Genomic DNA, 24862 nt, shown 5'->3' with positions numbered 1-24862 from the left:
CTCCGTCAAGGTTCACACGCCGCTACCGCTTCGATTATTTCGACTGCTCTGGCTGCGCCCCCTGCTTCGTTCACAGCCCCCCCCAGCCTGCCAGAAGCCGCCTTGAACGAAGGATCCGCCAGGAGTCGTTCCAGCCGGGTACTCAGCCCCTGGACGCTGGCCAATCGCACGGATGCCTTCAGCCCTGCCCCAGCATGAACGACCCGCGCCGCCACGCCAGGCTGGTCGAATGCGATCGGTAGCGCGAGGATCGGCGTCTGCGCAACAAACGCGTCCATGACTGTATTGAGCCCGGCGTGCGTGATGACGGCATCCGCCCGCCGAAGTATGGCCTCCTGAGGCGCGAAGTCGGTCACCCACACACGTCCGGGCACGCCCAGCGCTTTTGCTTGCGGCCCGGTCAGGCCACCGCAATGGGCAATCAGTACCTGCGCACGCTGGCGAGCACATGCATCGGCGATCTTGCGAAACAGGCCTATGCGCTGCCCCTGAAGGGTCCCCAGCGACGCAAAAACGACGGGCTGCTCGGGATCGAAGTCGTATGGCAAGGCCTTGGCCGTAGCAGCGCTCGTGCGCAGGGGACCGACATGGTGGAAGTGCGGCGGCAATGCTTCCCTGGGAAAGTCGAATGCGGCCACGGTCTGGCTCAACTGCGCGTAGGGCGAGAGACACTCATGCAAGGCGCCGCGCTTCGCCAGCCCAAACGCGCGGGAATGATGCTCAATGACACGCCGGTGGGGTGACATGAGTAGGTCATAGACGCGGGCACTGGTCTTGTAGAGGTTCTCGACCTTCGAACCCCGATCGAATGCCCAGGGCATAACCGGCAGTGGGATCCCTGGCTCGCGGTTGACAGGCAAAGCACACGCTACCGAGACATAGGGCAATCCAAGCGCTTCGGCGCAAAGACCCGCTGCGGCTTCCATCTGGTCGCCAACAACGGTATCCACGCCGGCGCGCTCAAGCGCAGCAGGCAGCTCGCGACAAAGCATATCTGTCGTTCGGGCAAGATCACCGATCACACGCTTCAAACCGATCGGGCTGCCAGGACTCGCGGCACGTCGCAGCGCCATCTCGAGCGAACCGTCCGGGTGGGTTTCAGCACCCAGCGCGTGGAAACCGATACGAGGGTCACGGAGGAACTGTGCGGCATCAGCTTGATGAAAAAAGCTGACGCAGTGGCCACGATCGACCAACAGGGAGGCAACCGCCTCCAGCGCTCGGTAGTGGCTTGGGAATGCCGGGGCAACGAAGCCGAAATGGCTCATTCCAGCGGGACCGCGCCAAGCCCGGCCGGTAGCAAGCGTGCGTGGCGGAGCGCCGCAAGATCGGCAGACCCAGTACAGAAGCAGGCGATGCGAAGTTGACGAATGACGACGTCGAAGTGCCCTATTACCGCTTCGGTTGATTCGACCGCACTGGCCAACACAGAGGCAGCCTGGCCCACCACGTTGGCCCCTAGACGGATGGCCTTCGCCGCGTCAATGCCGTCCCGTATACCGCCCGAAGCAATCAGCAATGCGTCAGGCACGGCTGAGCGAACATCGATCACCGCGCGTGCGGTAGGAATTCCCCACCCAGCAAACGCCATGGCTACGGCACGATCTGCCGGGTCCTGGGCTCGTTCGCCTTCCACGGCCGCCCAGCTCGTGCCGCCCGCCCCCGCGACATCCACGGCACTTACGCCGGCGTCGACCAAGGCGGCAGCAATTCTGCCTGATAGTCCTGCGCCTACTTCTTTCACCACTACCGGCACGTGCAATGCTGAAACGAGGCGGTGAATCGCATCGAGGACGCCTCGCCAATCCCGGTCACCGCCAACCTGTACGGCTTCCTGAAGTGGGTTCAAATGAATGATCAGCGCGTCCGCTTCGATCATTTCAACGGCTCGCCGTGCTAGCTCGGAGCCGCCCTGGGTGAGCTGAGCGGCGCCAAGATTTGCCAGGATCGGCACGTCAGGTGCATACCTACGAAGTTCGGGGGTCAGGCCATGGTTGGACTCGGTCTGAAGGGCCACCCGCTGTGACCCGACGGCCAACGCGATGCCGAGTGCGTTGGCTGCCTCGGCCAGATGCCGATTGATATCGGTTGCCCTGCGCGCACCGCCAGTCATCGAACTGATCAGGAAAGGCGCGCGCAATGCGCGGCCAAAAAGAGACATCCCCAGATCGATGTCATCCAGCATGAGCTCGGGCAATGCGCAGTGTTCGAAGGTATAGTCGGAGAAGCCAGCGTCGACGACGTTTCGCGCACGATGAGCATCAAGGACGATGTCCAGGTGGTCGTCCTTTCGGCTCACCAAGTGGCCTATCTCCATGAATTGCTCCAGCCAAAGGGATTTTTTGCCGACTTAGCTGTCCCTTTGGGTAAGCCGACTTTATTGTACAAGGGTTGTACAACATAGTTGTTCAACGATCTATATGGCAACGTGGTAGGCATCGACGTTCCCTTGCCGGCAACCTCTGGAATCACAATCCAAGCCCCGTTCAAGCACGTTCGATGCGCGGCGCCGCTCGAAAACACAGATAACAGATGCGGTCGAATCGCCACATACCGAAGGGAGACCGGCTACCATGACGACACTCGCAACCAGCGTGGCTCTACGCACCGCCTTGCCGGATACGCTGGCGGCCATGCGCCAGGAATTGGATGATCGTCTGGCGCTCGTCCTGCCGAGCCCAAACGACGAGCGGGATCTCGTATGTCTGGCCATGCGCGAAAGCACATTGGCGCCCGGAAAGCGTATTCGCCCACTGCTCCTGATGATGGCAGCACGAGAGCTGGGTTACGACAAGCCCGACTTGGTCGAGCTGGCCTGCGCCGTGGAGATGGTCCATTCGGCGTCACTCATCCTTGACGACATGCCGTGCATGGATGACGCCGCGTTACGTCGTGGGCGCCCCACCATTCACAAGCACTTTGGCGAAGACGTTGCCGTACTGGCCTCCGTTGCCCTTTTGAGCCAGGCCTTCAGGGTGGTGGCCTCGCTGTCGGGCGTGCCACCCACCACGCGCAATCGTCTGGTGGCCAGCCTGGCCGGTGTCGTGGGTACGCAGGGGCTGGTCCGAGGTCAGTACCGCGATCTGCGAGAAGGCAACGGCGAGCGCCGTCCGGAAGAGATTCTGGATACCAACGAACTGAAGACAGGAGTACTTTTCGGTACGGCGTTGGAAATGGCGGGGTTGATTGCAGGCGCATCGGACATGACGCGACAATCGCTGCGTAACTTCGCGCTGGAGCTGGGTCAGGCGTTTCAGCTCTATGATGATCTTCAAGACACCTGCGACAGCCAGCAGACAGGCAAGGATTCAGGCCAGGACATCGGCAAGTCGACCCTCCTCGCTCTTCTAGGGCGCGAGGAAGTCAGCCGCAGGCTACGAGGCCATATCGAGGCGGCCGATACCGAACTGGCGCGCGTTTATGGCCCTAACGGGCTGATAAGCCAGTACCTGCACAGGATGTTCAGTCGTTAGCCAGCCACGAGCGCGCGCAAGACAGGCAGGACGCGCTCGCAGGAGACCTCGAGCTTCAGGGTCAGCATGTCGTCTGCTCGCGTCGTCCCATGGTTCAGCGCGAAGATGGGCTTCCCACGTGCTGCCACCGCTTTGCACAGCCTGAACGCCGAAAACGCCATCAAGGAAGACCCGATGACCAGCATCGCGTCTGCCTGAGCGGCCAGGGTCGCGGCCTTTGCTGCCACCGGAGGCGCCACATTCTCCCCGAAGAACACGACGTCCGGCTTCAGCCGTGACCCACCGCAACAACGGCAGGACGGGAGCTGGAAGCCCTCGAGGAATTCGCTGGCGAGCAACGCATCACCATCGGGGGCCAGGATCGCGTCGACATCCGCCAACGCAGGATTCGAAGAGACCAGTACGTTTTGCAGGGCCTCTCTATCGGACACTGACTGGCAATCCATGCAGCGCACCCGATGCAGGTTGCCATGCAGATCGACAACGTCAACGCTACCCGCCTTCTGGTGCAACCCGTCAACGTTCTGAGTGATGAGGCCACCAAGCAGGCCCGTTTGTCCCACCTCGGCGAGGGCGGTATGAGCCTCATTCGGACCCGCATCCCTTACCCGTGGCCAACCAACCGTGCTCCTGGCCCAGTACCGCTTCCGCGACGCTTGGGACGTGGCAAATTCCTGATACATCATGGGCGGGCGACCGCGCCTTACGCCGTCCCTGTCTCGATAATCAGGTATACCGGACGCCGTACTGATGCCCGCGCCGGTAACAACGAGCATATTACCCGCCGCCATGCAGCTAGCGATTGTGGCAAGGGCATCGTCCAGTTCCAAAGCCGACATTCGGACGTGCCCTATTCCGCTTTCACCTTGCTGCACCTCGGCACATCAGCGAGCGCGACGCTCCGCAGCGAGCCGCTCTCGTTCGCGGCTACGCACGGGGATCCGCTGCAGTTTCGGCGCCTCTATGAGGCCGAGCGCAACACCGATTTGCCAAATGATGTGTTCGAAGCGTGCTTTCATGGGTAGCCTCCTTCTCGACTACAGGCCTGCGGCCAATTGGCCGTAGGTTGAGATTACTCTCGTCTCTATCGGTTGTATCGGCCGAGCGGGTTTCTTTTTTATTCGACGTTCGTCGGAACGAGATGAGACGTCGCAAAAGCTATCCCGGTGCACGCCCATATTCTTGACCGATTTACAAAGTCGACACGGCGCCGTCAGCGATAGTTTCGGCGACGTCCCCAGCGGCACGTAACAGGCTGTTATTTATCGGCGTCAAGTGAACAAGGCACCTGACGTGACGGCGACCTACGGCAATTCACAGCGCAGGTCCCCTGACCGTTCAGCTCAGCTCATCATGGCGAGCAGGCAGGCAATAACGAGCAGGCCGTAAAACGGAAGAAGGGAAAGCGGGCGGGTGGGTGTGGGTGGAGCCGAATCGCGCTCGTCCTGAGAAACACCGGAAAACAGGTCGGAAACCTTCATCATTCATCCTCGGTGGTGGGCTGGCCAGCAACTGTCCTGATGTCTCGGCCGCTCCCGCGGTCCGATGCCGGCGCCCCGTTGATCCTGGGCACATCTGCAGATCAGATGTCGAGCCATGCCAAGAAGTTCATCACAAAGTGGCACATCGACATCGGCCATTTGACGAACGCGCCGTCCCCGGGAAACTTTCCGTCTCGCAATCGGGTCGGTTCACTAGGGTTCACCGCAGTTGAACGAGCTCGCCGGGCGTTTATATCTGCTTGGCAGCGCCACGCCCATTGGCGACAAGACGGTCCGAAGGGCCTCTCGCGCATCGATGCACCGACCTGCCAACAGGAGGCAGCCGCATGTCGAATCTGGCCCTACAGCCAATGGAGCCAGCCGCTCCTGACGAACAGGAGCGCACACTCTTCGACCTTTATCAGGACGTTCGCACATACAGCGAGGCGATCTGCGCGCCACTTGAAGTTGAAGACTATGTCGTGCAGAGCATGGCTGATGTGAGTCCGCCCAAATGGCATCTGGCGCACGTCACGTGGTTCTACGAGGCGTTTATTCTCAAACCCTTCCTGAAGGGCTATCACCCGCTGGACGAGGTCTACGACCACCTGTTCAATTCTTACTACCAGACCCATGGTGTACCGTTCCCGCGCGCGAAGCGTGGCGTGCTATCGCGGCCAGGCGTCGATGACGTGTACCGCTTCCGCCAGCACGTTGATATCGCCATTGCCGACCTTTTGAGCAATGCGCCTGCTGAGCACGCCGAAGAGATTTGCCGGCGGATGCGCCTGGGGCTCCACCACGAACAACAGCATCAAGAGCTGTTGGTGATGGACATCAAGCACATCCTGGCGCAAAACCCGGTCTACCCGGTCTATCGCAACGATCTTGAAGCTGTCAGCCCAAAGTCCCGCACCGAAACGCAGTGGCACCGTTTCGCCGGGGGCGTCCATGAAATCGGAGCAAGCGAGCAGGCCGTGTTTGCGTTCGACAATGAGCGCCCGCGTCACCGCCGCTACCTTGAAGACTTCGCATTGGCACATCACCCGGTCAGTAATGCGGAATACCTCGCCTTCATTGCAGATGGGGGCTATGCCCGGCCGGATTTATGGCTGTCGGACGGCTGGGCCTTGATCCAGGCAAATGGCTGGCACGCGCCGCTGTATTGGCACCGTTTCGGCGATGACGGTTGGTTCGAGTTCACACTAGGCGGTCTGCGGCGACTCGATCCAGATGCTCCGGTCTGCCACATCAGCTATTACGAAGCCGACGCCTTTGCACGCTGGGCGGGCGCACGCCTGCCGACCGAGGCGGAATGGGAAGTCGCTGCGGCTGAACAGGAGATCGCGGGTAATTTCCTGGAAACGGATTACCTCCAGCCGGTCGCTGCGCATGAAAACAGTGAGGAAGGCCCGATCCAGATGTTCGGCGACGTCTGGGAATGGACGGCAGACGCCTACACCGCCTACCCGGGCTTCAAGCCGCTCGAGGGTACGCTCGGTGAATACAACGGGAAGTTCATGTCCGGACAGATGGTTTTGCGCGGCGGTTGCTGTGCGACGCCCCGCAGTCATATGCGGCTGACCTATCGCAATTTCTTCTATCCCCATATGCGCTGGCAGTTCGCAGGCCTGCGCCTCGCCAAGGATGTCTGATATGGCACTCGCGATCCGCTTCCACGACCAGCGCTCCCATGAAGCCACGGACTCTTTGCGCGATGAGGTGCTGGCCGGTTTCGCCCAATCGCCCAAGGCAATCTCGCCGAAGTTCTTCTACGACCAGAAAGGATCGGAACTGTTCGAGCAGATCTGCCAGCAGCCAGAGTACTATCCGACGCGTACCGAAGAGCACATCCTCAGGCAGGCCGCGAACGACATATCGGACATCGCTGGCCAGCAAGCAACACTCATCGAACTCGGAAGCGGCGCCAGTCGCAAGGTTCGGTTGCTGCTTGAAGCACTCCGCCCTGCCAGCTATCTTGGCATCGACATCAGCCAGGATTTCCTACTGTCCAGCACGCGTCGTTTGGCTGCGGATTACCCTTGGCTTGACGTACAGGCGGCATGCGCCGACTTCTCCCAACCCATGAGCCTGCCGACGCATCTGGATGGTACCCGATCCGTCGCGTTCTTCCCTGGCTCGAGTATCGGCAATTTCACGCCGAGCGCTGCGTTGGACTTCTTACGCAACCTGCATTCGATGTTGCCGAGCGGTGGCGGCCTTCTGATCGGGGTCGATCTTGTCAAGGATACACAGGTGCTCGAAGCCGCCTACAACGACGAGGCTGGCGTTACGGCGGCATTCAACCTCAATGTGCTCGAGCGGATTCGCAAGGAACTGGAAACCGATCTGGACCCGACGCGTTTCGTCCACCACGCGTTCTTCAATGAAGCCGAGTCCCGCATCGAGATGCATTTGATCAGCGCCAAAGCACAGTCAGTCCATATCGAGGGCCAGCGCTTCGATTTTGCACGCGGCGAAAGCCTGCATACCGAAAACTCCTACAAGTACACGCCTGAGAATTTCAGGTTGCTGGCGGCCGAAGGGGGCTTCAGGGCTGTTGCCATGTGGACCGACGCACAGCGCCTGTTCAGCGTCCATTATCTCGAGCGCATCTAAGGCGTCGCTACGCCGGGGTTAGTCTTCTCCGGCGTAGCGACGAACGATCGCATCGTATTCGCCGTTTGCCCGAATCTTCGCTAACGCGTCATTGAAGCGGTCTCGTAGACCCGGATCCCGGAATGCAACGCGATAGGGAGTGGGCGGGAATATCGGGTAGATCGTAATGGACTGTGTTGTGTCGACGTCGCGCTGCGCCGCCGTGTTCAGGTGATGATGAATCCTGAGATCGGCAATAACAATGTCAATGCGGCCCGAATAGAGCATTCGATTACGGATGATCTGCTGTGCTTCTTCACGGTAGAGGGCATTGCGCTCTGCCATTTTGCCGAAGACTGGCCCCAGCAATCGGTGCGCATTCTGGAAGGTACTGATCGAATGGACGGCAAGGTCCTCGATGCTGTCTATCGCATAGCCGCGGCTGGCCAGCGCAATCGCCACGTTCTGCTGCTGTAGATAGACATCGGAATAGGCGACGTTCGACAACCCGCCCTGGACATTTGTGCTGGCGACGGCACCCAGATCCCCCCGCTCCAAGGAGAGATGGAGCCGGTCGATCGGCAGGTACCGCGCCTCGAACGCGATTCCTGCTCTGTTGAACGAGGCTTCGATGATTTCGTACTCAAGCCCCCGTGGCTCGTGATCGAACACGTACGGGGGCTTGCCGGCTGAAAATCCAAATACCAAAGGGCCCGCCATGGCCGTCGTGGATATGAGGCACAGCATGACGCAGGTCAGCCTCAAAATGCAGGCAACGCATGGCACGTCACGTTACTCCGAAGATTACGCGATCACCGTCCTTGCGCGTGGTGGATGGGACTCGATCAGGCGTCGGGTTTGCGGCGTTTCAGGGGCGCCATGCCGTCAGCACTGACGACCTCGGAGGCCGGACGGGCCGGCCTCTTGCCAGCGGGGCTGCGCTTGGGCTTTGAGCTCGCCTTGGCAGAGGCCTTCTTGTCGACCTTCTTCTTTTTCACGCCCACCGCCTTGCCTGACGCCTTCACCTTTTTCGGCCCAAGATAGCTTCCCTTGAGCTCTTTGATGACTCGACGCTCGAAACGCTGCTTCAGGTAGCGCTCAATGCTGGACATGAGATTCCAGTCGGTGTGGCAGATCAGCGAGATGGCAGTGCCGGCTGAACCGGCGCGGCCCGTACGGCCGATACGGTGAACGTATTCGTCGCCGGAATGCGGCATGTCGAAGTTGATCACCAGGTCCAACCCTTCGATATCGAGGCCGCGCGCCGCGACATCAGTGGCGACCAGCACGCGGTTGCTGCCCTGCCGGAAGCGCTCGATGGCCTGTTTGCGGTCCTTTTGGTCCTTGTCGCCGTGCAATACGAATGCCTTGAAGTCCCCGGCGACCAGATGGCCATAAAGGCGGTCAGCTTGCGCCCGGGTGTTACAGAAAACGATCGCCTTCTCGAAAGTTTCGTGGGTCAGCAGCCATTGAGTGATGCGTTCCTTGTGGCCGGCATCATCGGCGGTGATGATCTGCTGCTGCACCTCTTCGTTCAGATCGCCTACGCTGTCCAAATGCAGGCGCACAGGATCGCGGAGTACCTTGGTTACGACGTCACGCAGCGCCGCACCCCCGGTCGTCGCTGAAAACAGCAGCGTCTGGCTGCGATTCGCCGCCTCGTCAGCCAGGCGGAGCACATCGTCGGCGAAGCCCATGTCGAGCATGCGGTCGGCTTCGTCGAGCACCAGCACTTCCACGTCTTTTAGGTCGAGGTTACCGGCATCAAGGTGTTCGATCATTCGACCCGGTGTGGCGATCAGGACGTCAGGTACCTTACGCAGCAGCGCAGCCTGCTCCTTGAAGTTCTCGCCCCCCGTCACGATGCCAGACTTTAGAAAGGTGAACGCAGAGAAGCGCTCGACTTCCTTCAACGTCTGCTGCGCCAGCTCGCGAGTAGGCAGCAGGATCAACGATCGAATGGCGACCCGCTTGCCCGCGTTTTGTAGAAGCTTGTGCAGCAGTGGCAATACGAATGCTGCGGTCTTCCCGCTTCCTGTCCGCGCTGTGACCCGCAGATCGTGTCCTTCCATCGCAGGCGGTATGGCCGCCGCCTGGACAGGCGTGGGCGTCGTGAACGACAGCTCCTCGATGGCTTTGAGCAGGCGGTCATGCAAGGCGAAATCAGCGAACACGGAAAACCTCAAACGGGCGGCAACGATTGCGAATCGCATAGCGTACCGCTAACGCCGACGAAACTCGATTGAAATGAGCTGCACGCCATCGGCCACCTGCACTGAACTTAACGGGCATCTCGCCTGCCGTTAAATAGAGGGCAGCATTCGAGCTGGCCATTCCCTATCGCTGGACCCGTACAGGCTCGACTGGAGAAGATGATGGCAGATGCAAGACAGAAGGTTCGATACGCCGTAGTGGCTGGTGGCTGGATTTCGCAGGGCGCATTCATGCCTGGCGTTGGACAGACCGACAACTCGGAGATGACCGCGCTCGTAACGGGCGACCCGATCAAGGCCGACGAACTGGCAAAACGCTACGGCCTCAACAGCTACAGCTATGAGCAATTTCCGGACCTCCTGAAATCGGGCGAGATCGATGCCATCTACCTCGCCACACCGAATTTCCGTCACCGTGAGTTTGCGGTACCCGCATTGGAAGCCGGCATCCATGTCCTGTTGGAAAAGCCAATGGCCACCAGCGAAGAGGATTGCCTGGCCATTTCCGAAGCGGCGAAAAAGTCCGGTGCGAAGCTGATGATCGCGTACCGCCTGCACTTCGAGCCCGCCACCGTTGAAATGATCGGCCGTATAAGTCAGGGCGAAATTGGTGATCCCCGCGTCTTCAACGCGACGTTCACGCAAATGACGAAGCCCTCCAACCACCGGATGCAGAACGGCTTCTGGGCGGGCCCCGTTGCGGACATGGGCCCTTACCCGATCAATGCGGCACGTAGCCTTTTCGGTGAGGAGCCGATCGAAGTGTATGCGGTAGCGACCCAAACCCCGGGCGAGGAAATCAATACCCCCGATACCGTGAACGTAACGCTCCGTTTTCCTGGCGAGCGTATGGCAACCTTCATCGTCAGCTATGCCCTACCCGGTACGCAGCGCTTCCAGCTGGTGGGTACCAAAGGCGAATTCGAGGCGTCACCTTGCTTCGGTTTCGGGGAAGGGGTCGCGATTCGCTACCGCGCGACCATCCAGGGTGAAACTACCGAACACGACCATCCAGTCGTAGACCAGTTTGCTGGCGAAACCCAGTACTTTTCAGACTGCATCCTGCAGGACCGCGACCCGGAGCCGGACGGTGACGAAGGCTGGCGTGATGTACGCGTAGTCGCGGCAGTCGAGCGCTGCCTGAAGACAAACACGCCACAGAAGCTCGATCCGCTTCCAAAGCGTCCCGGCATCAATTCCGAACAGGCTCGCCGTCTACCCCTGGCGGAAGTGCCGCCCTACATTTCGACAGAAGAGCCCAACGAGTGAAGACGACGGGAGGTGCGATGCACCTCCCGCAGACCGATGCTTTATGGGATGCTGGGCGCCCCCTTTTCACTGGATGTCGCCATGTCTACCGAACTCGACCGTGCCGCTCTACTCGCCCATCCCGAGGCGCTGGACTGCGTAGTGTTTCGACCGGACCCAAATGACGCCGACGAGGAGCGAGAGCTTGGCGATGGCCGCATCCTGATTGCAGGGCCGTTCGAAGTACCGGCCGATTGGGATGTAGACGAACGTGAAGCGTATTTCGGCGATGGCGATGAAGTGCATTTCTTCAAGGCCCATATCGAACCCGAAGCCGAGGCTGGGCAATCGGATCACTTCACGGTGACATCCGGCGACTATCTTGGCGTCACGGGCAAGGATGGCCACATCACCATGTACTACGTACATGACCAGCCAGCCGAGACGAAAGCCCTGTTCGTACTGGAACGGATGGATGAAGACTGAAAACCTGCCTGCCAGACTTGACGTACGGTGGTTCTGACTGAAGGGCGTCGGGTAGTGGGCGCAAGCCCCCCTCACCTCTCTCCCGCGGGCCCTACCGCTGCGTAAACACTTCAAACACATCCCGTGCGGTCCATCCGCCCCCCGGCCTATCTATACGGCTCTCTCAGCGCGAACGTCCCCGCCACGTATTCGTCGACGCCTCCGGGTGTTCACAAACGGTTACAAGCGTCGTGACCGCTATGTTGACCTTCCCATTGGGGCAACCGCTAGCGTCCGATATCACGATTCTTAATGGAGGCGTTAACCATGAAGGCGATAGTTTTAGGTACGTTCGCATGCCTGATGTCAGCAACCGCCATGGCGGCCGGATCGCATAACCATGGTGCGCATGCCCAGGCGAATAGCCCTGCCAGCGAAGCGTACATGGAGTCAATGCAGACCATGCATGACGATATGCACAAGGGCATCATGGCGGAGAATCCTGATGTAGCGTTCGCCGCCGGCATGCTCGCTCACCATGAGGGGGCGATCGATATGGCTCGCATCCAGCTGGAGTATGGCAAGGATCCAGAAATGAGAGCACTCGCAGAAACGGTGATCGCGGCGCAGGAAAAGGAAGTCGATCAGCTTCGCGCCTGGCTCAAGGCTCGCTCTACCCAGTGAGGCAATAGCGCCGTCTCTGCGGCGCTTCGCTCCCTAGCACTTCCTAAATGGCTGCCCACACAAATAGTTCCCTACCGTACGTCGGACTTCTTGAGCGAATGCTCAAGAAGTTAACTTGGCTGGCGCTAACAGGTCAGATTCGACGGAAACGGCTCTAGAACGGTCTTCGGACGCCCGCCTCGTCGAATACGCATTGCCCCTGCCGTAACACGGCATCGGCCCTTCGTATGATCCGCGCGAGTCGAGCATGTATCTGACGCTTAGCACCTTTTCGACAGTCAAATCCAAGATTGCCCGCGCTGCCTGCATTGCGTTTGCTGTGGGCATTGGCGTGTTGGGCGCTTTGGCGCCTGCCAAAACCCAGGCAGCAGGTATCGAACTTGTTGGCTTGAACCTTTCCGGTGCCGGCTTCGGTCCAGGCGCGCTACCCGGAAAGAACGGGACCAATTACTTCTTTCCAACCGAAAACTACTTCCAGCAGTGGCGAAGCAAGGGCATTCGCCTTATCCGTTTCCCGATCATCTGGGAACGGCTGCAACCTACGCTGGGTGGTCCGCTTGACCCTACCTATGCCGGACTGATCGACCAAACCTTCCGATTTGCCGATCAATACGATATGCAGATCATTCTCGACCTGCACAACTACATGCGGTACCGCGGCGAAGTGATCGGCACAGGCAATGTTACCTACGCTCATTTCCGCGACGTGAACCTCAAAATCGCCCAGCGCTGGGGTGGTGTGAAGTCGTTGTATGCCTACGACATCATGAACGAACCCCATGACGCGACGGCCCAGTGGCCAATCGCCGCGCAGCACGGCATCGACGGGATCAGGGTCATGGATAACGTCCGGCCGATCATGATCGAGGGTAACGGGTGGGCGAATGCCACCATCTGGCCGCAGTGGAACGCGTCACTGCTGAACCTGAAGGACCCCGCAGATAACCTGATTTTCCAGGCACATGTCTATTTCGATGGTGTATACGGTGGCGGCTCATACAAGAGCTTCGACGTTGCGACGGTCTCAGCAGATTACGGCGTCGAACGCGTCAAACCCTTCGTCGAATGGCTGAAGAAGTACAACAAGAAAGGGTTTATCGGAGAGTACGGCGTGCCTGCGGACGAGCCGCGTTGGTTGCCGATCATGGACGGCATGTTGGCGTATCTCCGAGACAACTGTATCCCGTCGACCTATTGGGCAGCTGGTCCCGGATGGGCTAACTACCGCCTCGCCGTAGAGCCCATCAATGGTGTGGATCGCCCGCAATGGCCCACGCTGAAGAAGTACATCAACAATACGCGCTGCTGGGCGATTGGTCCGTTCTCGACTCCTCAGAGCCAGCCACCGGTGACTGGAACGAACCCGTCAAACAGTGGGCCGGGTTCAAATACTCAGCCGACCGGATCGACCTCCTCCCCCCGTCCAGCCTGGAAGGAAGCGGCACCATCAGTCGCACACGCTAATGCGCAAGCTGCAGCGTATCCCTCGGCGGTTCCAGGCACTAGCGACGCGATGTCCACGGCTGCAACCAAATCCTCAGCAATCGTGGAATATGCAGCTGGCAATGCACCGATAGTCGCGCGGCCTGCCATGCAAGCCGTTTACGTAGCAGACGCAACTGCGACTGACCGCGCGGTTGGCACGCTGCAAGGGCAAACACAAATGGCCGGCCCGGTCGTTCGTAGCCCCAGCGGGAGCAGTGCAAGTGCAAGCCACCAGTTTACAGCGCGTCCGGCTACTGCGAGCGTGTCTGTTTCGGCTCCGCCGCCCACTCCGGTAATGCCCACTGCACACTCATCAGACAGCGCCTTGCCTTCCGCGGCCCCAGGCAGCCTATCTACCGGTACTGGCAGCGGCTCGACCGATAACAGCCAAAACGCGGCTGTGCCGAGCGGCAAGTCTCCAAAGTCTATGCCCAGCAAGGCGGACGTCGGCATCGCTGCCGTGACCGATGGTACATGGAACGCGGGCATTCACCGTACCGCCAATGCGTTCCTGATTCCGAAAACGTCAGCCAATTTAAGCGTGTTCAAGACCGGCGCGTCGGTAAAACTGTCGGACGGTCAGGTTGCCAAGATTGGGTTCGTAAACAACATCGGCGGTAATATGGCAGTCTATCTGCAGGGCGGATCCCTCAAATCGGGTCCTAGCGGTTTCCCTCGAAGCGTCACGCCCTTTTCACAGGCCACCCGCTAACCGAGGTCCACATGGCCGAGCAGATCGGCGGGGACGTCAAGTACGTCCTCGCCGGTCCAGGCAGCCAGCAGCTCAGCCGCCGCATACCCCCAACCAACTCCGACGAAACGAACGCCTGCTCGCCGGGCCGCCTCGACGTCACGCGTCTCATCACCGACATAGATCGATCGTCCCGCCACCGCGCCGGCACGAGCCATTACCTTCTCCAATTGGCGAGCCTTGCCGAACAGCGAGGCACCGCACTCGAAATGGTCGATCCGTTCGCTTAGCGCGGGGCCCAGTACGGCGCGCACGTTGGCTTCGCTATTGGATGTCACGACAGCGACCGCTATCCCGCCCGCCTTCAGTCGCATCACCAAGTCGGCCACGCCGTCAAAGACCTCTACACCGCCTATGCAATCGCCCATTCGCTGCCGCATTCGCCGCATGACCGCAGGTAGGCGCCACGCCCGCAAACCTGTCATCGCCAATAGCTCACGAGAGGACATACGTCTCAATACGTCGATTTTGGTCAGATCAAACGGTGTGAATCGCATCTCGTGTGCGACGTCATTGACTGTCCCGATGAACCAGGGAAAGGAATCGGCCAGAGTGCCATCAAAGTCGAAAATGATCAGGTCGTAGCGGGCCACTGCAGGCTCCCGTCGCTGTGCATTCCCAATGGTATCAGGGCTGTCCGGGCTGTGACGCAGCGCTTGACCGACCTTCGACCGCACGCCTATACCTGCGCAACGACAATGAGAACGAGGAATATCAAATGAGAATGTTGGTAGTTGGTGCGGGAGCCACCGGCGGCTTTTTCGGTGCGCGCCTAACGCAGGCAGACCGTGACGTGACGTTCCTCGTTCGCCCTGCTCGGGCCGAATCGCTGCGCACGTGCGGGATCCAGGTCGTCAGCCCGCACGGGAATTCCACCGTTAAACCATCCGTAACCACCAAAGACGCCATCGACGCACCATTCGATGCGGTCCTATTGACCGTCAAGGCGTATGCCCTGGAGCAAGCGCTGGATGACATCGCACCTGCAGTGGGTGAACACACAATGCTGCTATCCACACTCAATGGGATGAAACATTTGGACCGGATGCGTGAGCGATTCGGGGCTGAGCGGGTGGTGGGCTGCGTCTGCAAGATCGAGTCGACTGTCGACGCGGAGGGCCGAATCGTTCAGTTCAGCAAGATCAATGACATCACCTATGGCGAATTGAATGGCGCCACCTCCGAACGAATCGAGCGCCTCGACGCCTTCATGCAGGGCGCGGGGTTCGGGGCCGCGAAATCCGATGACATCGTGCGGACCCTATGGGAGAAATGGACGCTTCTGGCCAGCCTGGGCAGCATCAATTGCCTTGGGCGCGGCACAGTCGGCGAGGTCAATAACACGCGTGGCGGGCGCGAACTGGTCGGACGCGTGCTCAGCGAGGTGGTCACGGCTGTCCGCGCGAACGGCGGTGCCGTGAGCGATGCCTACGTACAGACCGTCCAGACCATGCTCACCAATGCCAACTCACGTCAGACCAGCTCGATGTATCGGGACCTGCAAGCCGGAAAGCCGGTCGAAGCAGAGCAGATCATAGGCGACCTGATAGACCGGGCGAACCGCGCCAACGTGGCGACCCCATTGCTGGATACCGCCTACGTCCAACTGCAGGTTCACCAGAAGCACATCTGACCGCCTGCACGTTTCTCTTTGCGTGAGATCGAATAGGAAACCAGAATGCCCCGTTCCCCGCTTCCATTGGCCATCGCTACCACTATGTTCGCCCTTCATACTCATGCTGCCCATGTCTACATCTCAAGCCCCGGCGACGGGAACGTGACCCAGTACCGGCTGGACGAGCGCTCCGGTGCCCTTACGCACGTGCACGCGTTTGCAGCGGCTAACGGCGTCGCGGCAATGACGCTTTCGCCCGGCGGGGAGTACCTGTATGCCGCCGCACCTGCCGAGAAAGGCAACCGCGTGCTGCGCCTGGCCATCGAAGCCAGCTCCGGGCAACTGCAGGCTTCGGGCGAAGCGCCGCTCGCTGACCGCATGTCCTATCTCTCGACCTCACACTCCGGCCGGTTCCTCTATGGCGCGTCCTATGGCGGTGGCTTGATCAGTATCCAGCCGGCACCGGTAGGGCCAACGACGGGAGACCCGGTCGTCTACCGTACCGGCCCGAACACCCACTCGATCCGAGTCAGCGACGATGATCGTCACGTCTATGCCGCCGTACTCGGTGCCGATCGGATTGCACAGTTCGCTCACGATACAGAGACCGGCAAGCTTGTTCCTATCGGCGAGGGTTTCATTTCGACACCCACCGGCATGGGGCCGCGCCATCTGATCATCTCGCCGGGCGGCAAGCACCTATACGTCGTCGGCGAACTGACGGGTACCGTGATTGGATACGCAATAGACGCGTCGACCGGTGCGCTGAACGAAATCACACGCGCCGAAGGCATCCCGCCGCGGATGAACCTGCAGCCCGGTGTGATCCGTGGCTCAGACCCGATCCCCGAAGATCTCGCTCCGAAACTGATCTGGGCAGCGGACATTCGTCTCACGCCCGACGGCACGTTGTTATACATCAGCGAGCGCACCACCAGTTCGGTTTCGGCCTTCCGGGTCAATCCGGCTACCGGCGAGTTGACCTTTATCGACAACTTTCCTTTGCAGGAAAAACAGCCTCGCAATATCGCCATTTCGCCGTCAGGTCGTTGGCTAATCGCGAGCGGCGAGAAGAGCCCTGTCATCGGCAGCTACCGGATCGATGAATCCGGTGCCATCGAGCGTGTAGGTGAGGCGCCGGCTGGCAAAAGCGCCCTTTGGATAGAAATGCTTCCTGAAGCGGCTGAAGACAGCGTGAACTGACTTCAAGTGATCGCATGTCGCCGGCCGCGCAATGCCGTGTGCGCTTGGCCGGCGACAGAACGTGAGGCGACTACTGAAACCGTGTCATGGCGCCCTGCCATGCGCCTTGCGCCCTTCAAACGCAGCGCGACGCCCTACCTTTCTGGTAGCGCATCGCGCCGCCGGCCCGCTCGGGCTGGCATTAGCGTCCTCTATTACTTAGTATCTCCCGCTTCCCACACGACATTACCGACACCCTGCGGTCGCCACCGCGCCAGGGTGACGAATGCTATTGCCACAGGATTTCAATGAAAGTCGCTCGTATTCGCGCCGACGTACTGGCCGGACTGACCTCATCGTTCGCGCTCGTGCCGGAGTGCATCGCCTTCGCCCTCGTCGCTCATCTCAACCCGCTGATGGGGCTCTACGGTGCGTTCTTCATCTGCACCATCACAGCGCTATTTGGCGGGCGTCCGGGCATGATCTCGGGTGCGGCCGGATCCATGGCGGTCGTCATCGTTGCCCTCGTCGTGCAGCACGGCGTCGAGTACTTCCTCGCTACTGTCCTGCTGGGCGGTGCGTTGATGATCCTGTTCGGACTGCTGAGGCTCGGTAAGCTCGTACGCATGGTGCCGTACCCGGTGATGCTCGGCTTCGTCAACGGTCTTGCCATCGTCATCGCCATGGCGCAACTGGAGCATTTTCACGACGGCGACCAATGGCTTTCCGGCAAACCGCTCTGGATCATGGTCGGGCTGGTGCTGCTGACCATGGCGATCGTCTACGTACTGCCACGCGTCACACGGGCAGTACCGCCGGCGCTGGTCGCGATCGTCAGCGTAGGTTTGCTCACTGCAGCCCTGGACCTGCCTACCCGCACGCTGGGCGACATGGCGCATATCGCCGCCGGCCTACCAACCTTACTCTTCCCTGATATTCCCTGGAGCGTCGAGACGCTACGCATCATCCTGCCCTACGCGGCCCTGATGGCGATGGTGGGCCTTTTGGAGACGCTGCTGACGCTGAACCTCACCGACGAAATCACGGAAACGCGTGGCCATGCGAACCGCGAGTGCATTGCGCTCGGTGTCGCTAATGTCACATCGGGATTGTTTGGAGGAATGGGCGGCTGTGCCATGATCGGCCAGACAATGATCAACCTCAGCTCGGGCGGACGTACACGTATATCCGGCGCCGTTAGCGGCGTCATGATTCTGCTGTTCGTGCTGTTCCTTTCCCCGCTCATCGAACGCATCCCGCTCGCAGCACTGGTGGGCGTGATGTTCGTGGTCGCACACCAGACGTTTGCCTGGGCATCGCTGCGGGTCATCAGCAAGGTGCCGGTCAACGATGTGCTGATGATCGTTGCGGTCACTATCATCACCGTACTCACCGACCTTGCGACGGCGGTCCTTTGCGGCATCGTCATCGCAGCGTTGAACTTCGCCTGGCAGCATGCGCGCGATCTGTACATCGAAACGCGCGACGAGCCGGAAGGCAAGTTCTACCGACCGCGAGGGACGCTGTTCTTCGCGTCGACGACACGCTTTCTCGAAGGCTTCGCGCCCGCCACGGACCCTGAGACGGTGACCCTCGACTGCAGCCATCTAAGCTTCATTGATTATTCCGCCATCGCCGCGTTAATGACGCTACGCGAGCGCTACAGCAAAGCTGGAAAACACCTGCGGGTCGTTCATCTGTCGGATCGCTGCAAGCGGCTGCTTCGGCGCGCCGAGGTCAAGCCCTGACCGACGCGCTGCAGTGTCACAGTACCAGCTTGTAACCGATCGCCAGCAGCATGACCGCCAGGCAAGGCCGCAGGATGTCATCAGAAATGCGGCCTGAAAGATGACTGCCTACATAGATGCCCGGCAACGAACCAATCAATAGATAGGCCAGGATGGACCAATCCATGTTGCCCATGCTGGCATGGCCCAGGCCGGCGATCAGGGTGAGCGGAACGGCATGCGCGATCTCGGTGCCGACCAATCGGCGCGTCACCAGCAGCGGATAGAGGACGAACAGCGCGACGGTCCCGAGTGCGCCCGCGCCGATCGAGGTCAACGTCACCATGACGCCAAGCACGATACCCGTGACCACCGTCAAAATGGTCAAGGTCCGTGGCTGGATGTTGTAGCCCTCTCCCGCCTGCTTGCCTGCGAATGCCAGCAGCCGCTTCTTGAAGAATATCGCCAGTGCGGTCAGCACCAGCACCACTCCCAGCGCATGCTTGATGATGGCGTTCAGTGCGTCCGGGCTTGAGTCGAGGCTTTTCAGAAAAAGCAGCGTCAGTGCCGCGGCGGGCACGCTTCCCAGCGCCAGCCAGCCGGTGATGGACCAGTCGATGTTGCGGTTGCGGTGGTGGACCCATACGCCACCAGCTTTAGTGACGGCCGCATAGAGCAGGTCAGTGCCCACCGCAGCGGCTGGGTTGATTCCGAACCAGAGCAGGATCGGGGTCATCAGCGACCCGCCACCTACCCCTGTCATGCCCACGATAAAGCCGACCACCAGTCCGGCGATGATAAAACCCGCTACTCCAACTTCCATCGCACACTCAATACGCAAACGAAAAACGGGCGGGAGCATAGCGGCTTTGCAGACACGCGAAATATATTAAAAAAGCATTTTGTTATAACCGCAAGACAAGAAACGTCCGTATGCGAACGGTACACCCCGCGTCGAATTGCAGTCTCGCTCCCGCCGCTTCGGCGCGAAAAAGCAGTACGTTGGTGGACTAGGCTCCGGTCGTTGCCCGTCGGGCAATCCTTCGAAACTCATGTTGGGCCATGGTAGTCCACGCTCTACATCGGCAATTTCAAGGAGACAACGCGCATGCAACGACGACACTTCATAGCGGCATCGGCGGTGGGTGCAGCCGGCATCATGGGGGGCCCATTGCTGGCACAGGCGGCTGCGGCGAATGCCGGTGGTACAGCTGGCAATGGCAAGGCTGGCAGCGCGCTACCGATGAACGACGGCAAGCACAAGCGTTACCGTCCCAAACACCGTTATGGCTACGGATGCGCAGTGGCGTTGGGCGACATGCGTCGCGAGATGACTAACCGGCAGGCACTCGAGTTGCTGCAGGCCGCATGGAATGCTGGCATCCGCTACTACGACACTTCACCCTGGTACGGTCTGGGTTTGAGCGAGCACCGGACGGGTTTTCTGCTTTCCGACCATGCGCGGGACGATTATGAGTTGTCGTCCAAGTCGGGTCGCCTGCTGCACGCCGAGCCTGGCTTCTCCAATGACAACTGGCAGGGCGTGAACAACTTCAACTACACCTACGACTACAGCGCGTCCGCCACCCGCCGCTCAGTCGAGGACAGCCTTCAACGGATGGGCGTGCCGAGCCTGGATATTGTCTTCATCCACGACCTGTCCCCGGACAATGAAGACCTGGGCGATGGCTGGAAGGAACGCTTCGAGCAGGCCCAGAAAGGGGCAATGCCTGAGCTCGTGAAGATGCGTGAAGAAGGCCTGATCAAAGGATGGGGTATGGGCGTCAACACACTGGAACCCAGCCTGGGCGCGATCGAAGCCTCCGATCCCGACATCATCCTCCAAGCCTGTCAGTACTCTCTGATCCAGCATGCCGACGCCGTCGAGCGGCTCTTCCCCGTGTGCCGTGAACGCGACGTTTCCCTGGTCATTGGGGCACCACTGAATTCCGGCTACCTGGCAGGCAACGAGTACTTCAATTACTCGAAGGAGATACCGGAGGGCATGGCCGAGAAGCGCAGCCAGGCACAGGCGCTCGCCAAGAAGCATGGGACTGACCTTCGCACGGCTGCCCTGCATTTTTGCAATGCACCTGATGTCGTTTCGGCAATTATCCCCGGCGGCAGCACGGAGGAGCAGATACGCCAGAATGTCGCATCGATGTCCGAAACCGTGCCTTCCGAATTCTGGAAGGAAGCTAAGGAAACTGGCTTGATCCATCCGGATGCGCCAATACCGGGCTGAAGCACCTTTTTACCGCAGCAGTTGTCGCGCCAGCCGAGCCAAAAAAAGGCAGGCGTGACATCCACACGGTGCTCATTGCAGCGGTGCTGTTCCTCGCAGGATATCCCAGGGATCAAACCATACCGCCGTTCGCACGGAGCACCTGACCATTAACCCAGCCACCGTCCGGGCCCGCAAGAAAGGCCACCACAGACGCAATTTCGGTGGGCTGCCCGAGACGTTGAAGCGGCGCCATGTTGGCGAACTGAATAACCAACTCGTCGCTCTTGCCATCGAGGAAGAGCTCCGTTTCGGTGGGGCCCGGTGCGACAGCATTGACGGTGATATTCCGGCCCTTTAGCTCGTTGGCAAGGACGCGGACCAGCCCCTCCACGCCCGCCTTGCTGGCGATATAAGGACCGTAGCCGGGAAACGACTTGCCGAGTACGCTCGATGACAAGGCGATGATGCGACCGCCGCCCTGGATTCCACTCGCAGCCTTGCCCAATACCAGGAAGGCACCGCGAAGATTGGTGGCAATAGTCCGATCGAACATGTCCACGCTTTCTTCGGCGATGGGCCCCGTCGCCATTATCCCTGCATTATGGACGACGACATCCAGCTGACCGTATAGACGCGTGGTCTGATCGAACAGCCGACCTACCTCCTCAGCGTTGGCCACGTCGGCCTGAATAGCCGTGGCCTTGCCGCCCGCCGCTTCGATTTCGTCAACAGCTTGCCGGGCAGCTTCATGATTGCCCGCGTAGTTCAGCGCAATGGCAAATCCGTCTCGCGCCAACCGCTGAGCAATGGCCCGACCAATTCCTCGTGAAGCGCCCGTAACGAGTGCCACCTTGGTGTCTGTCTGCATTATCGCGCCTCGTGGTTCAAGTTTCTTTTGACCAGTGCAGGTCGCGTATCCGACGCACGCGGTCGTCACGGCCATGCGGAGATGCGGGCATAGGTTTGGTCAGCGCATCAACTGATCCAGCCGCCAGGTATCAAGGTAAGCGATGACCTCACGGATCCGGCCCTGCTCGTCGAACGCCAGGTACCAGGCATAGTTGTTGATGTAATCGCTGCCGTCATGCGCGCGCGCCCGGCCGTCCCACAAGACCACCACTTGATCACCCTGGGCGACGATGTGCCGCACCGTCGGCTCGATGGGCGTTGCCAACTTCGCTGTGATGGGCGTGACGGCGCGTTCGATCAGGTCTTCCCGCGACGTGTAGACACCGGCGTCCGGGCTCGTACCCGTCACTGTCCACTGTGCACCACCGGCAAGCAGATCGAACACGGTCCCGTTTCCCTTTTTCCACTGATGGAAGGCGTTCTCCACTGCGGCCGCGTTCCGCGCGGATACATCGCCTTCGCGTCCTACGACCAGGGTTGCCATCAGCGAGAGCAGCCCTGCCAGCACCAGGTTGAATCGGGATAGAGCAATCATGATCGAGCCCTCATGTCGGTTGGACGAAATGAGCGAATGCCTATGCTGCTCGGCTTCGATGGTAAGAGAGATCGCGAGATGGCCGGTTGCCTGGGACTTCTAGATCCTTGCCTGTTTCCGGGAAGACGGTCATACCGTTGGTAAGCGAATTCGCCAAGGCGTGAAGACCCAGCAACTTCGCCCGTGCCGCTGCGGTCAGGATATATAACCCCTTTGGCCTATTCGCTGCAGATCAGGAGGCAACATGAGTCTATTTGGCAAAATTCTGTCCAAGCTTGGCATCAACCCGGAACAGACCGACACGACACCTACCAGCAATGCAGGCTCCGCACTCGGCCGTGCGGCAGGTGAAGGCGTGCCGGCCTCCAGCACTACGCCCTCCCCAACTGATACCTCAACTACACCGCCGGCTGCCGCGACAACAGGCAACGCGACCATCAGTGAAGTGGATGTCGCCGCCAAGCTCGACGGCCTTGCAGCCAACCACGGCGAGACGCTGAACTGGCGGACATCGATCGTCGACCTGCTTAAACTGCTCGGCCTCGACAGCAGTCTGGGCGAGCGCCAGGAAATGGCGCGTGAACTGGGCTGCCCCGCTGACACTATGCAAGACTCAGCCTCGATGAACATGTGGCTTCACAAGGCCGTGCTCAAGAAGCTTGCCGAGAACGGCGGCCGAGTGCCTGCGGAGCTGATGTAAACGCTTGAATCAAGAGTTGCGCCAAAAGCCCCGTGGCATAGCTCGGGGCTTTTTTATACCTGCGATCACGCATGACTTTGCCCGCATATCCAAGGGCTCTGGACAAAATCCTGTCAGGTGAATCTCGGCAGAATCGAAAACAACAATCGCAGCGCGAAGAAAACAAGTACGGCACCCATGATCCGTTCGAACCAGTGCCCCATTCTCAAGAACGTCTGGCGAACATGCCCGCTGGAAAAGAGCGCGCTCACGAGCATGAACCATGCAGCGTTCACCGCACACATCCATACGCCATAGAGCGCCTGGATCTGGAGGGGCGTCCGCCCACTCACCACGGTCGTGAACATGGCCAAGAAGAATAGCGTTGCCTTAGGGTTAGTCGCATTTGTTAAAAAGCCAATCCGAAACGCGGTGGATGCACCCTGCGTGTCGTGTTGAGGCCCAGCAACCGCCCCGCGGCGATCTGTCGCGGGCTTGCTTCTTAACAACATCACAGCCAGATAAAGGATATAGGTGCCACCTACCACCTTCGCGATACCCAACAGCCAAGGCAGCGTATGCATCAGCGCACCGATGCCCATCAGGGTATAGAGCACGTGGACCGATATGCCGGCACCGATTCCGATAGCGGTATACAAGCCCACCGCGCGGCCATAACGCACACTCTGGCGTATCGTGACAGCGAAGTCGGGCCCCGGCGCAACGACGGCCAGAAAGTGAATCAGGGCAAGGCTAAGGAATTCTGCAAGGTACGGCGACATGCGCTATTCAGCCAGAAAGAAGCACAAACGAGGCATTACCTGCCCTCTGGGCATGCAACTGGATAGTTGAAGCTATCCGTCGCCGGCGTCAGGCATCCGAGCTCGGGGGAAGCACTACGTCATATTGGACGATGAGCCGACCCTTCTTTTGCCTGACTGTAAGCGCGCCCAGGCCGCGCAGATCGCCCGTCGAATCCACGTGTGTTCCACCGCACCCGTAGGCGGCGAATGCGCCAAAGCCGATCTGCCGGCGCCCGTCCTCGTCCAATGTCATTCGCACTGGGAGTTCATCTTCGCGTAGCGCTTCAAATTCGGCGCGCAGCTGATCGGCATCCAATACACGGACCTCTTCGCCAGGCACGAATTCGACGCGGCTCTCTCCCGGCCAGTGGTGCGCTTTGACGGGCTGCCAGCCGAACCGCTCGCCGATCAGTCCTATCAGGTGGCCTGCAGAATGAAGGTGAGCGTGCAGATGGCGCGTCGCCGCGTTTACCTTGGCTTCGGCTCGCCCAAGCGGTACCGGTTCGCTGGTGATATGCAGCACACGGCCGTCGGTTACGCGTACGGCCAGTACCTCAACCCTGCCAAGCCAACCGGTGTCGCTGGGCTGACCACCACCTTGCGGATGGAACGGGGTTTGTGCCGATTCGACCTCGAAGCGGTCGCCGGAAGGCGTACAGGCGATGACGTCCACCTCTGCGGTCAGGGATTGGCTGGTGTGGTAAAGGCGTTGGGTCATGTTTGGGTCTGGCTGGTATGGACGTCGGACATATTAGGAAAAGTCGGATGGTGTGATAATCCCGTATCG

25 protein-coding genes are annotated in these 24862 nt (G+C 60.1%); 12 read left to right on the top strand and 13 right to left on the bottom strand.

Annotated features, from left to right (window positions below):
* Positions 1 to 5: 5 nt before the first annotated feature.
* Positions 6 to 1268 carry a glycosyltransferase gene (locus tag ACY8D3_RS06950; RefSeq protein ID WP_462382822.1) on the bottom strand — a complete coding sequence of 421 codons (1263 nt, stop codon included), beginning with the start codon at positions 1266 to 1268 and terminating at the stop codon, positions 6 to 8.
* On the bottom strand, positions 1265 to 2317 hold the full coding sequence (gene fni / locus ACY8D3_RS06945) for a type 2 isopentenyl-diphosphate Delta-isomerase (protein WP_462382820.1): 1053 nt from the start codon (positions 2315 to 2317) through the stop codon (positions 1265 to 1267). Before fni ends, ACY8D3_RS06950 begins: the two co-directional genes overlap by 4 nt.
* Positions 2318 to 2573: 256 nt before the next feature.
* Here fni and ACY8D3_RS06940 point away from each other — a divergent pair, with 256 nt between their 5' ends.
* Complete coding sequence (locus tag ACY8D3_RS06940) at positions 2574 to 3473, top strand: polyprenyl synthetase family protein (protein ID WP_462382818.1); 900 nt, start codon at positions 2574 to 2576, stop codon at positions 3471 to 3473.
* On the opposite strand, the gene ACY8D3_RS06935 is transcribed toward ACY8D3_RS06940, so the two are convergent.
* The 3 genes from ACY8D3_RS06935 to ACY8D3_RS06925 form a co-directional block, all read right to left on the bottom strand.
* Positions 3470 to 4312, bottom strand: coding sequence for an NAD-dependent protein deacetylase (locus ACY8D3_RS06935; protein ID WP_462382816.1), 843 nt, complete (start codon positions 4310 to 4312; stop codon positions 3470 to 3472). The genes ACY8D3_RS06940 and ACY8D3_RS06935 overlap by 4 nt on opposite strands.
* A gap of 45 nt (positions 4313 to 4357) precedes the next feature.
* The gene (locus ACY8D3_RS06930; RefSeq protein ID WP_462382814.1) at positions 4358 to 4492 is read right to left on the bottom strand and encodes a PA1414 family protein; all 135 of its coding nucleotides are present in this window, start codon (positions 4490 to 4492) and stop codon (positions 4358 to 4360) included.
* Positions 4493 to 4816: 324 nt separating this feature from the next.
* Positions 4817 to 4954, bottom strand: a complete 138-nt coding sequence (locus ACY8D3_RS06925) for a hypothetical protein (protein ID WP_462382812.1) — start codon at positions 4952 to 4954, stop codon at positions 4817 to 4819.
* A 347-nt stretch (positions 4955 to 5301) separates the two neighbouring features.
* On the opposite strand from ACY8D3_RS06925, the gene egtB reads away from it, so the two are divergent.
* Both egtB and egtD read left to right on the top strand, forming a co-directional pair.
* Positions 5302 to 6609 carry an ergothioneine biosynthesis protein EgtB gene (egtB, locus tag ACY8D3_RS06920; protein WP_462382811.1) on the top strand — a complete coding sequence of 436 codons (1308 nt, stop codon included), beginning with the start codon at positions 5302 to 5304 and terminating at the stop codon, positions 6607 to 6609.
* Position 6610: 1 nt separating this feature from the next.
* A complete protein-coding gene (gene egtD, locus ACY8D3_RS06915) occupies positions 6611 to 7573 on the top strand; it encodes an L-histidine N(alpha)-methyltransferase (protein ID WP_462382810.1) in 963 nt (320 codons plus the stop codon).
* A gap of 18 nt (positions 7574 to 7591) precedes the next feature.
* Here egtD and ACY8D3_RS06910 read toward each other — a convergent pair whose 3' ends face one another.
* Positions 7592 to 8299, bottom strand: coding sequence for a substrate-binding periplasmic protein (locus ACY8D3_RS06910; RefSeq protein WP_462382808.1), 708 nt, complete (start codon positions 8297 to 8299; stop codon positions 7592 to 7594).
* A gap of 98 nt (positions 8300 to 8397) precedes the next feature.
* Positions 8398 to 9726 (bottom strand): DEAD/DEAH box helicase, encoded by a 1329-nt coding sequence (locus tag ACY8D3_RS06905; protein ID WP_462382806.1) that lies wholly within the window; start codon positions 9724 to 9726, stop codon positions 8398 to 8400.
* Between the two features lie 201 nt (positions 9727 to 9927).
* Between ACY8D3_RS06905 and ACY8D3_RS06900 the strand changes: the two genes are divergently transcribed.
* From ACY8D3_RS06900 to ACY8D3_RS06885, 4 genes are all read left to right on the top strand, one after another.
* Entirely contained in the window at positions 9928 to 11034 is a 1107-nt protein-coding gene (locus ACY8D3_RS06900; RefSeq protein WP_462382804.1) for a Gfo/Idh/MocA family protein, read from the top strand.
* Positions 11035 to 11115: 81 nt separating this feature from the next.
* Positions 11116 to 11499 (top strand): hypothetical protein, encoded by a 384-nt coding sequence (locus ACY8D3_RS06895; RefSeq protein WP_462382802.1) that lies wholly within the window; start codon positions 11116 to 11118, stop codon positions 11497 to 11499.
* Between the two features lie 306 nt (positions 11500 to 11805).
* On the top strand, positions 11806 to 12162 hold the full coding sequence (copM, locus tag ACY8D3_RS06890; RefSeq protein WP_462382800.1) for a CopM family metallochaperone: 357 nt from the start codon (positions 11806 to 11808) through the stop codon (positions 12160 to 12162).
* A 247-nt stretch (positions 12163 to 12409) separates the two neighbouring features.
* Positions 12410 to 14359: a cellulase family glycosylhydrolase gene (locus ACY8D3_RS06885; RefSeq protein ID WP_462382798.1), complete on the top strand. Its 1950-nt coding sequence runs from the start codon at positions 12410 to 12412 to the stop codon at positions 14357 to 14359.
* Here ACY8D3_RS06885 and ACY8D3_RS06880 read toward each other — a convergent pair.
* Positions 14356 to 14991 (bottom strand): HAD hydrolase-like protein, encoded by a 636-nt coding sequence (locus ACY8D3_RS06880; RefSeq protein WP_462382796.1) that lies wholly within the window; start codon positions 14989 to 14991, stop codon positions 14356 to 14358. The two genes, ACY8D3_RS06885 and ACY8D3_RS06880, sit on opposite strands and share 4 nt — an antisense overlap.
* Before the next feature lie 125 nt (positions 14992 to 15116).
* Between ACY8D3_RS06880 and ACY8D3_RS06875 the strand changes: the two genes are divergently transcribed.
* The 3 genes from ACY8D3_RS06875 (at position 15117) to ACY8D3_RS06865 (ending at position 18943) form a co-directional block, all read left to right on the top strand.
* Positions 15117 to 16031, top strand: a complete 915-nt coding sequence (locus ACY8D3_RS06875; protein ID WP_462382794.1) for a ketopantoate reductase family protein — start codon at positions 15117 to 15119, stop codon at positions 16029 to 16031.
* Between the two features lie 45 nt (positions 16032 to 16076).
* Positions 16077 to 17216 (top strand): lactonase family protein, encoded by a 1140-nt coding sequence (locus tag ACY8D3_RS06870; protein ID WP_462382792.1) that lies wholly within the window; start codon positions 16077 to 16079, stop codon positions 17214 to 17216.
* Positions 17217 to 17503: 287 nt separating this feature from the next.
* Complete coding sequence (locus tag ACY8D3_RS06865; protein WP_462382790.1) at positions 17504 to 18943, top strand: SulP family inorganic anion transporter; 1440 nt, start codon at positions 17504 to 17506, stop codon at positions 18941 to 18943.
* Between the two features lie 16 nt (positions 18944 to 18959).
* On the opposite strand, the gene ACY8D3_RS06860 is transcribed toward ACY8D3_RS06865, so the two are convergent.
* Positions 18960 to 19745 (bottom strand): sulfite exporter TauE/SafE family protein, encoded by a 786-nt coding sequence (locus tag ACY8D3_RS06860; protein WP_462382788.1) that lies wholly within the window; start codon positions 19743 to 19745, stop codon positions 18960 to 18962.
* 285 nt (positions 19746 to 20030) lie between these two features.
* Here ACY8D3_RS06860 and ACY8D3_RS06855 point away from each other — a divergent pair, with 285 nt between their 5' ends.
* Positions 20031 to 21167: an aldo/keto reductase gene (locus ACY8D3_RS06855; protein WP_462382786.1), complete on the top strand. Its 1137-nt coding sequence runs from the start codon at positions 20031 to 20033 to the stop codon at positions 21165 to 21167.
* 112 nt (positions 21168 to 21279) lie between these two features.
* Here the strand turns inward: ACY8D3_RS06855 and ACY8D3_RS06850 are convergent, their stop codons facing one another.
* Together ACY8D3_RS06850 and ACY8D3_RS06845 are read right to left on the bottom strand one after the other, a co-directional pair.
* On the bottom strand, positions 21280 to 22017 hold the full coding sequence (locus ACY8D3_RS06850; protein WP_462382784.1) for an SDR family oxidoreductase: 738 nt from the start codon (positions 22015 to 22017) through the stop codon (positions 21280 to 21282).
* 99 nt (positions 22018 to 22116) lie between these two features.
* Complete coding sequence (locus ACY8D3_RS06845; RefSeq protein WP_462382782.1) at positions 22117 to 22593, bottom strand: nuclear transport factor 2 family protein; 477 nt, start codon at positions 22591 to 22593, stop codon at positions 22117 to 22119.
* 244 nt (positions 22594 to 22837) lie between these two features.
* On the opposite strand from ACY8D3_RS06845, the gene ACY8D3_RS06840 reads away from it, so the two are divergent.
* The gene (locus ACY8D3_RS06840; RefSeq protein ID WP_462382780.1) at positions 22838 to 23293 is read left to right on the top strand and encodes a DUF3597 domain-containing protein; all 456 of its coding nucleotides are present in this window, start codon (positions 22838 to 22840) and stop codon (positions 23291 to 23293) included.
* 113 nt (positions 23294 to 23406) lie between these two features.
* Here ACY8D3_RS06840 and ACY8D3_RS06835 read toward each other — a convergent pair whose 3' ends face one another.
* Entirely contained in the window at positions 23407 to 24054 is a 648-nt protein-coding gene (locus tag ACY8D3_RS06835) for a LysE family translocator (RefSeq protein ID WP_462382778.1), read from the bottom strand.
* A gap of 88 nt (positions 24055 to 24142) precedes the next feature.
* Positions 24143 to 24793, bottom strand: a complete 651-nt coding sequence (locus tag ACY8D3_RS06830; RefSeq protein WP_462382776.1) for an alanyl-tRNA editing protein — start codon at positions 24791 to 24793, stop codon at positions 24143 to 24145.
* Positions 24794 to 24862 lie beyond the last annotated feature (69 nt).

The sequence above is a fragment of the Pseudomonas sp. Marseille-QA0892 genome, assembly GCF_054950135.1.
This window is presented reverse-complemented; position numbering and strand designations above follow the sequence as displayed.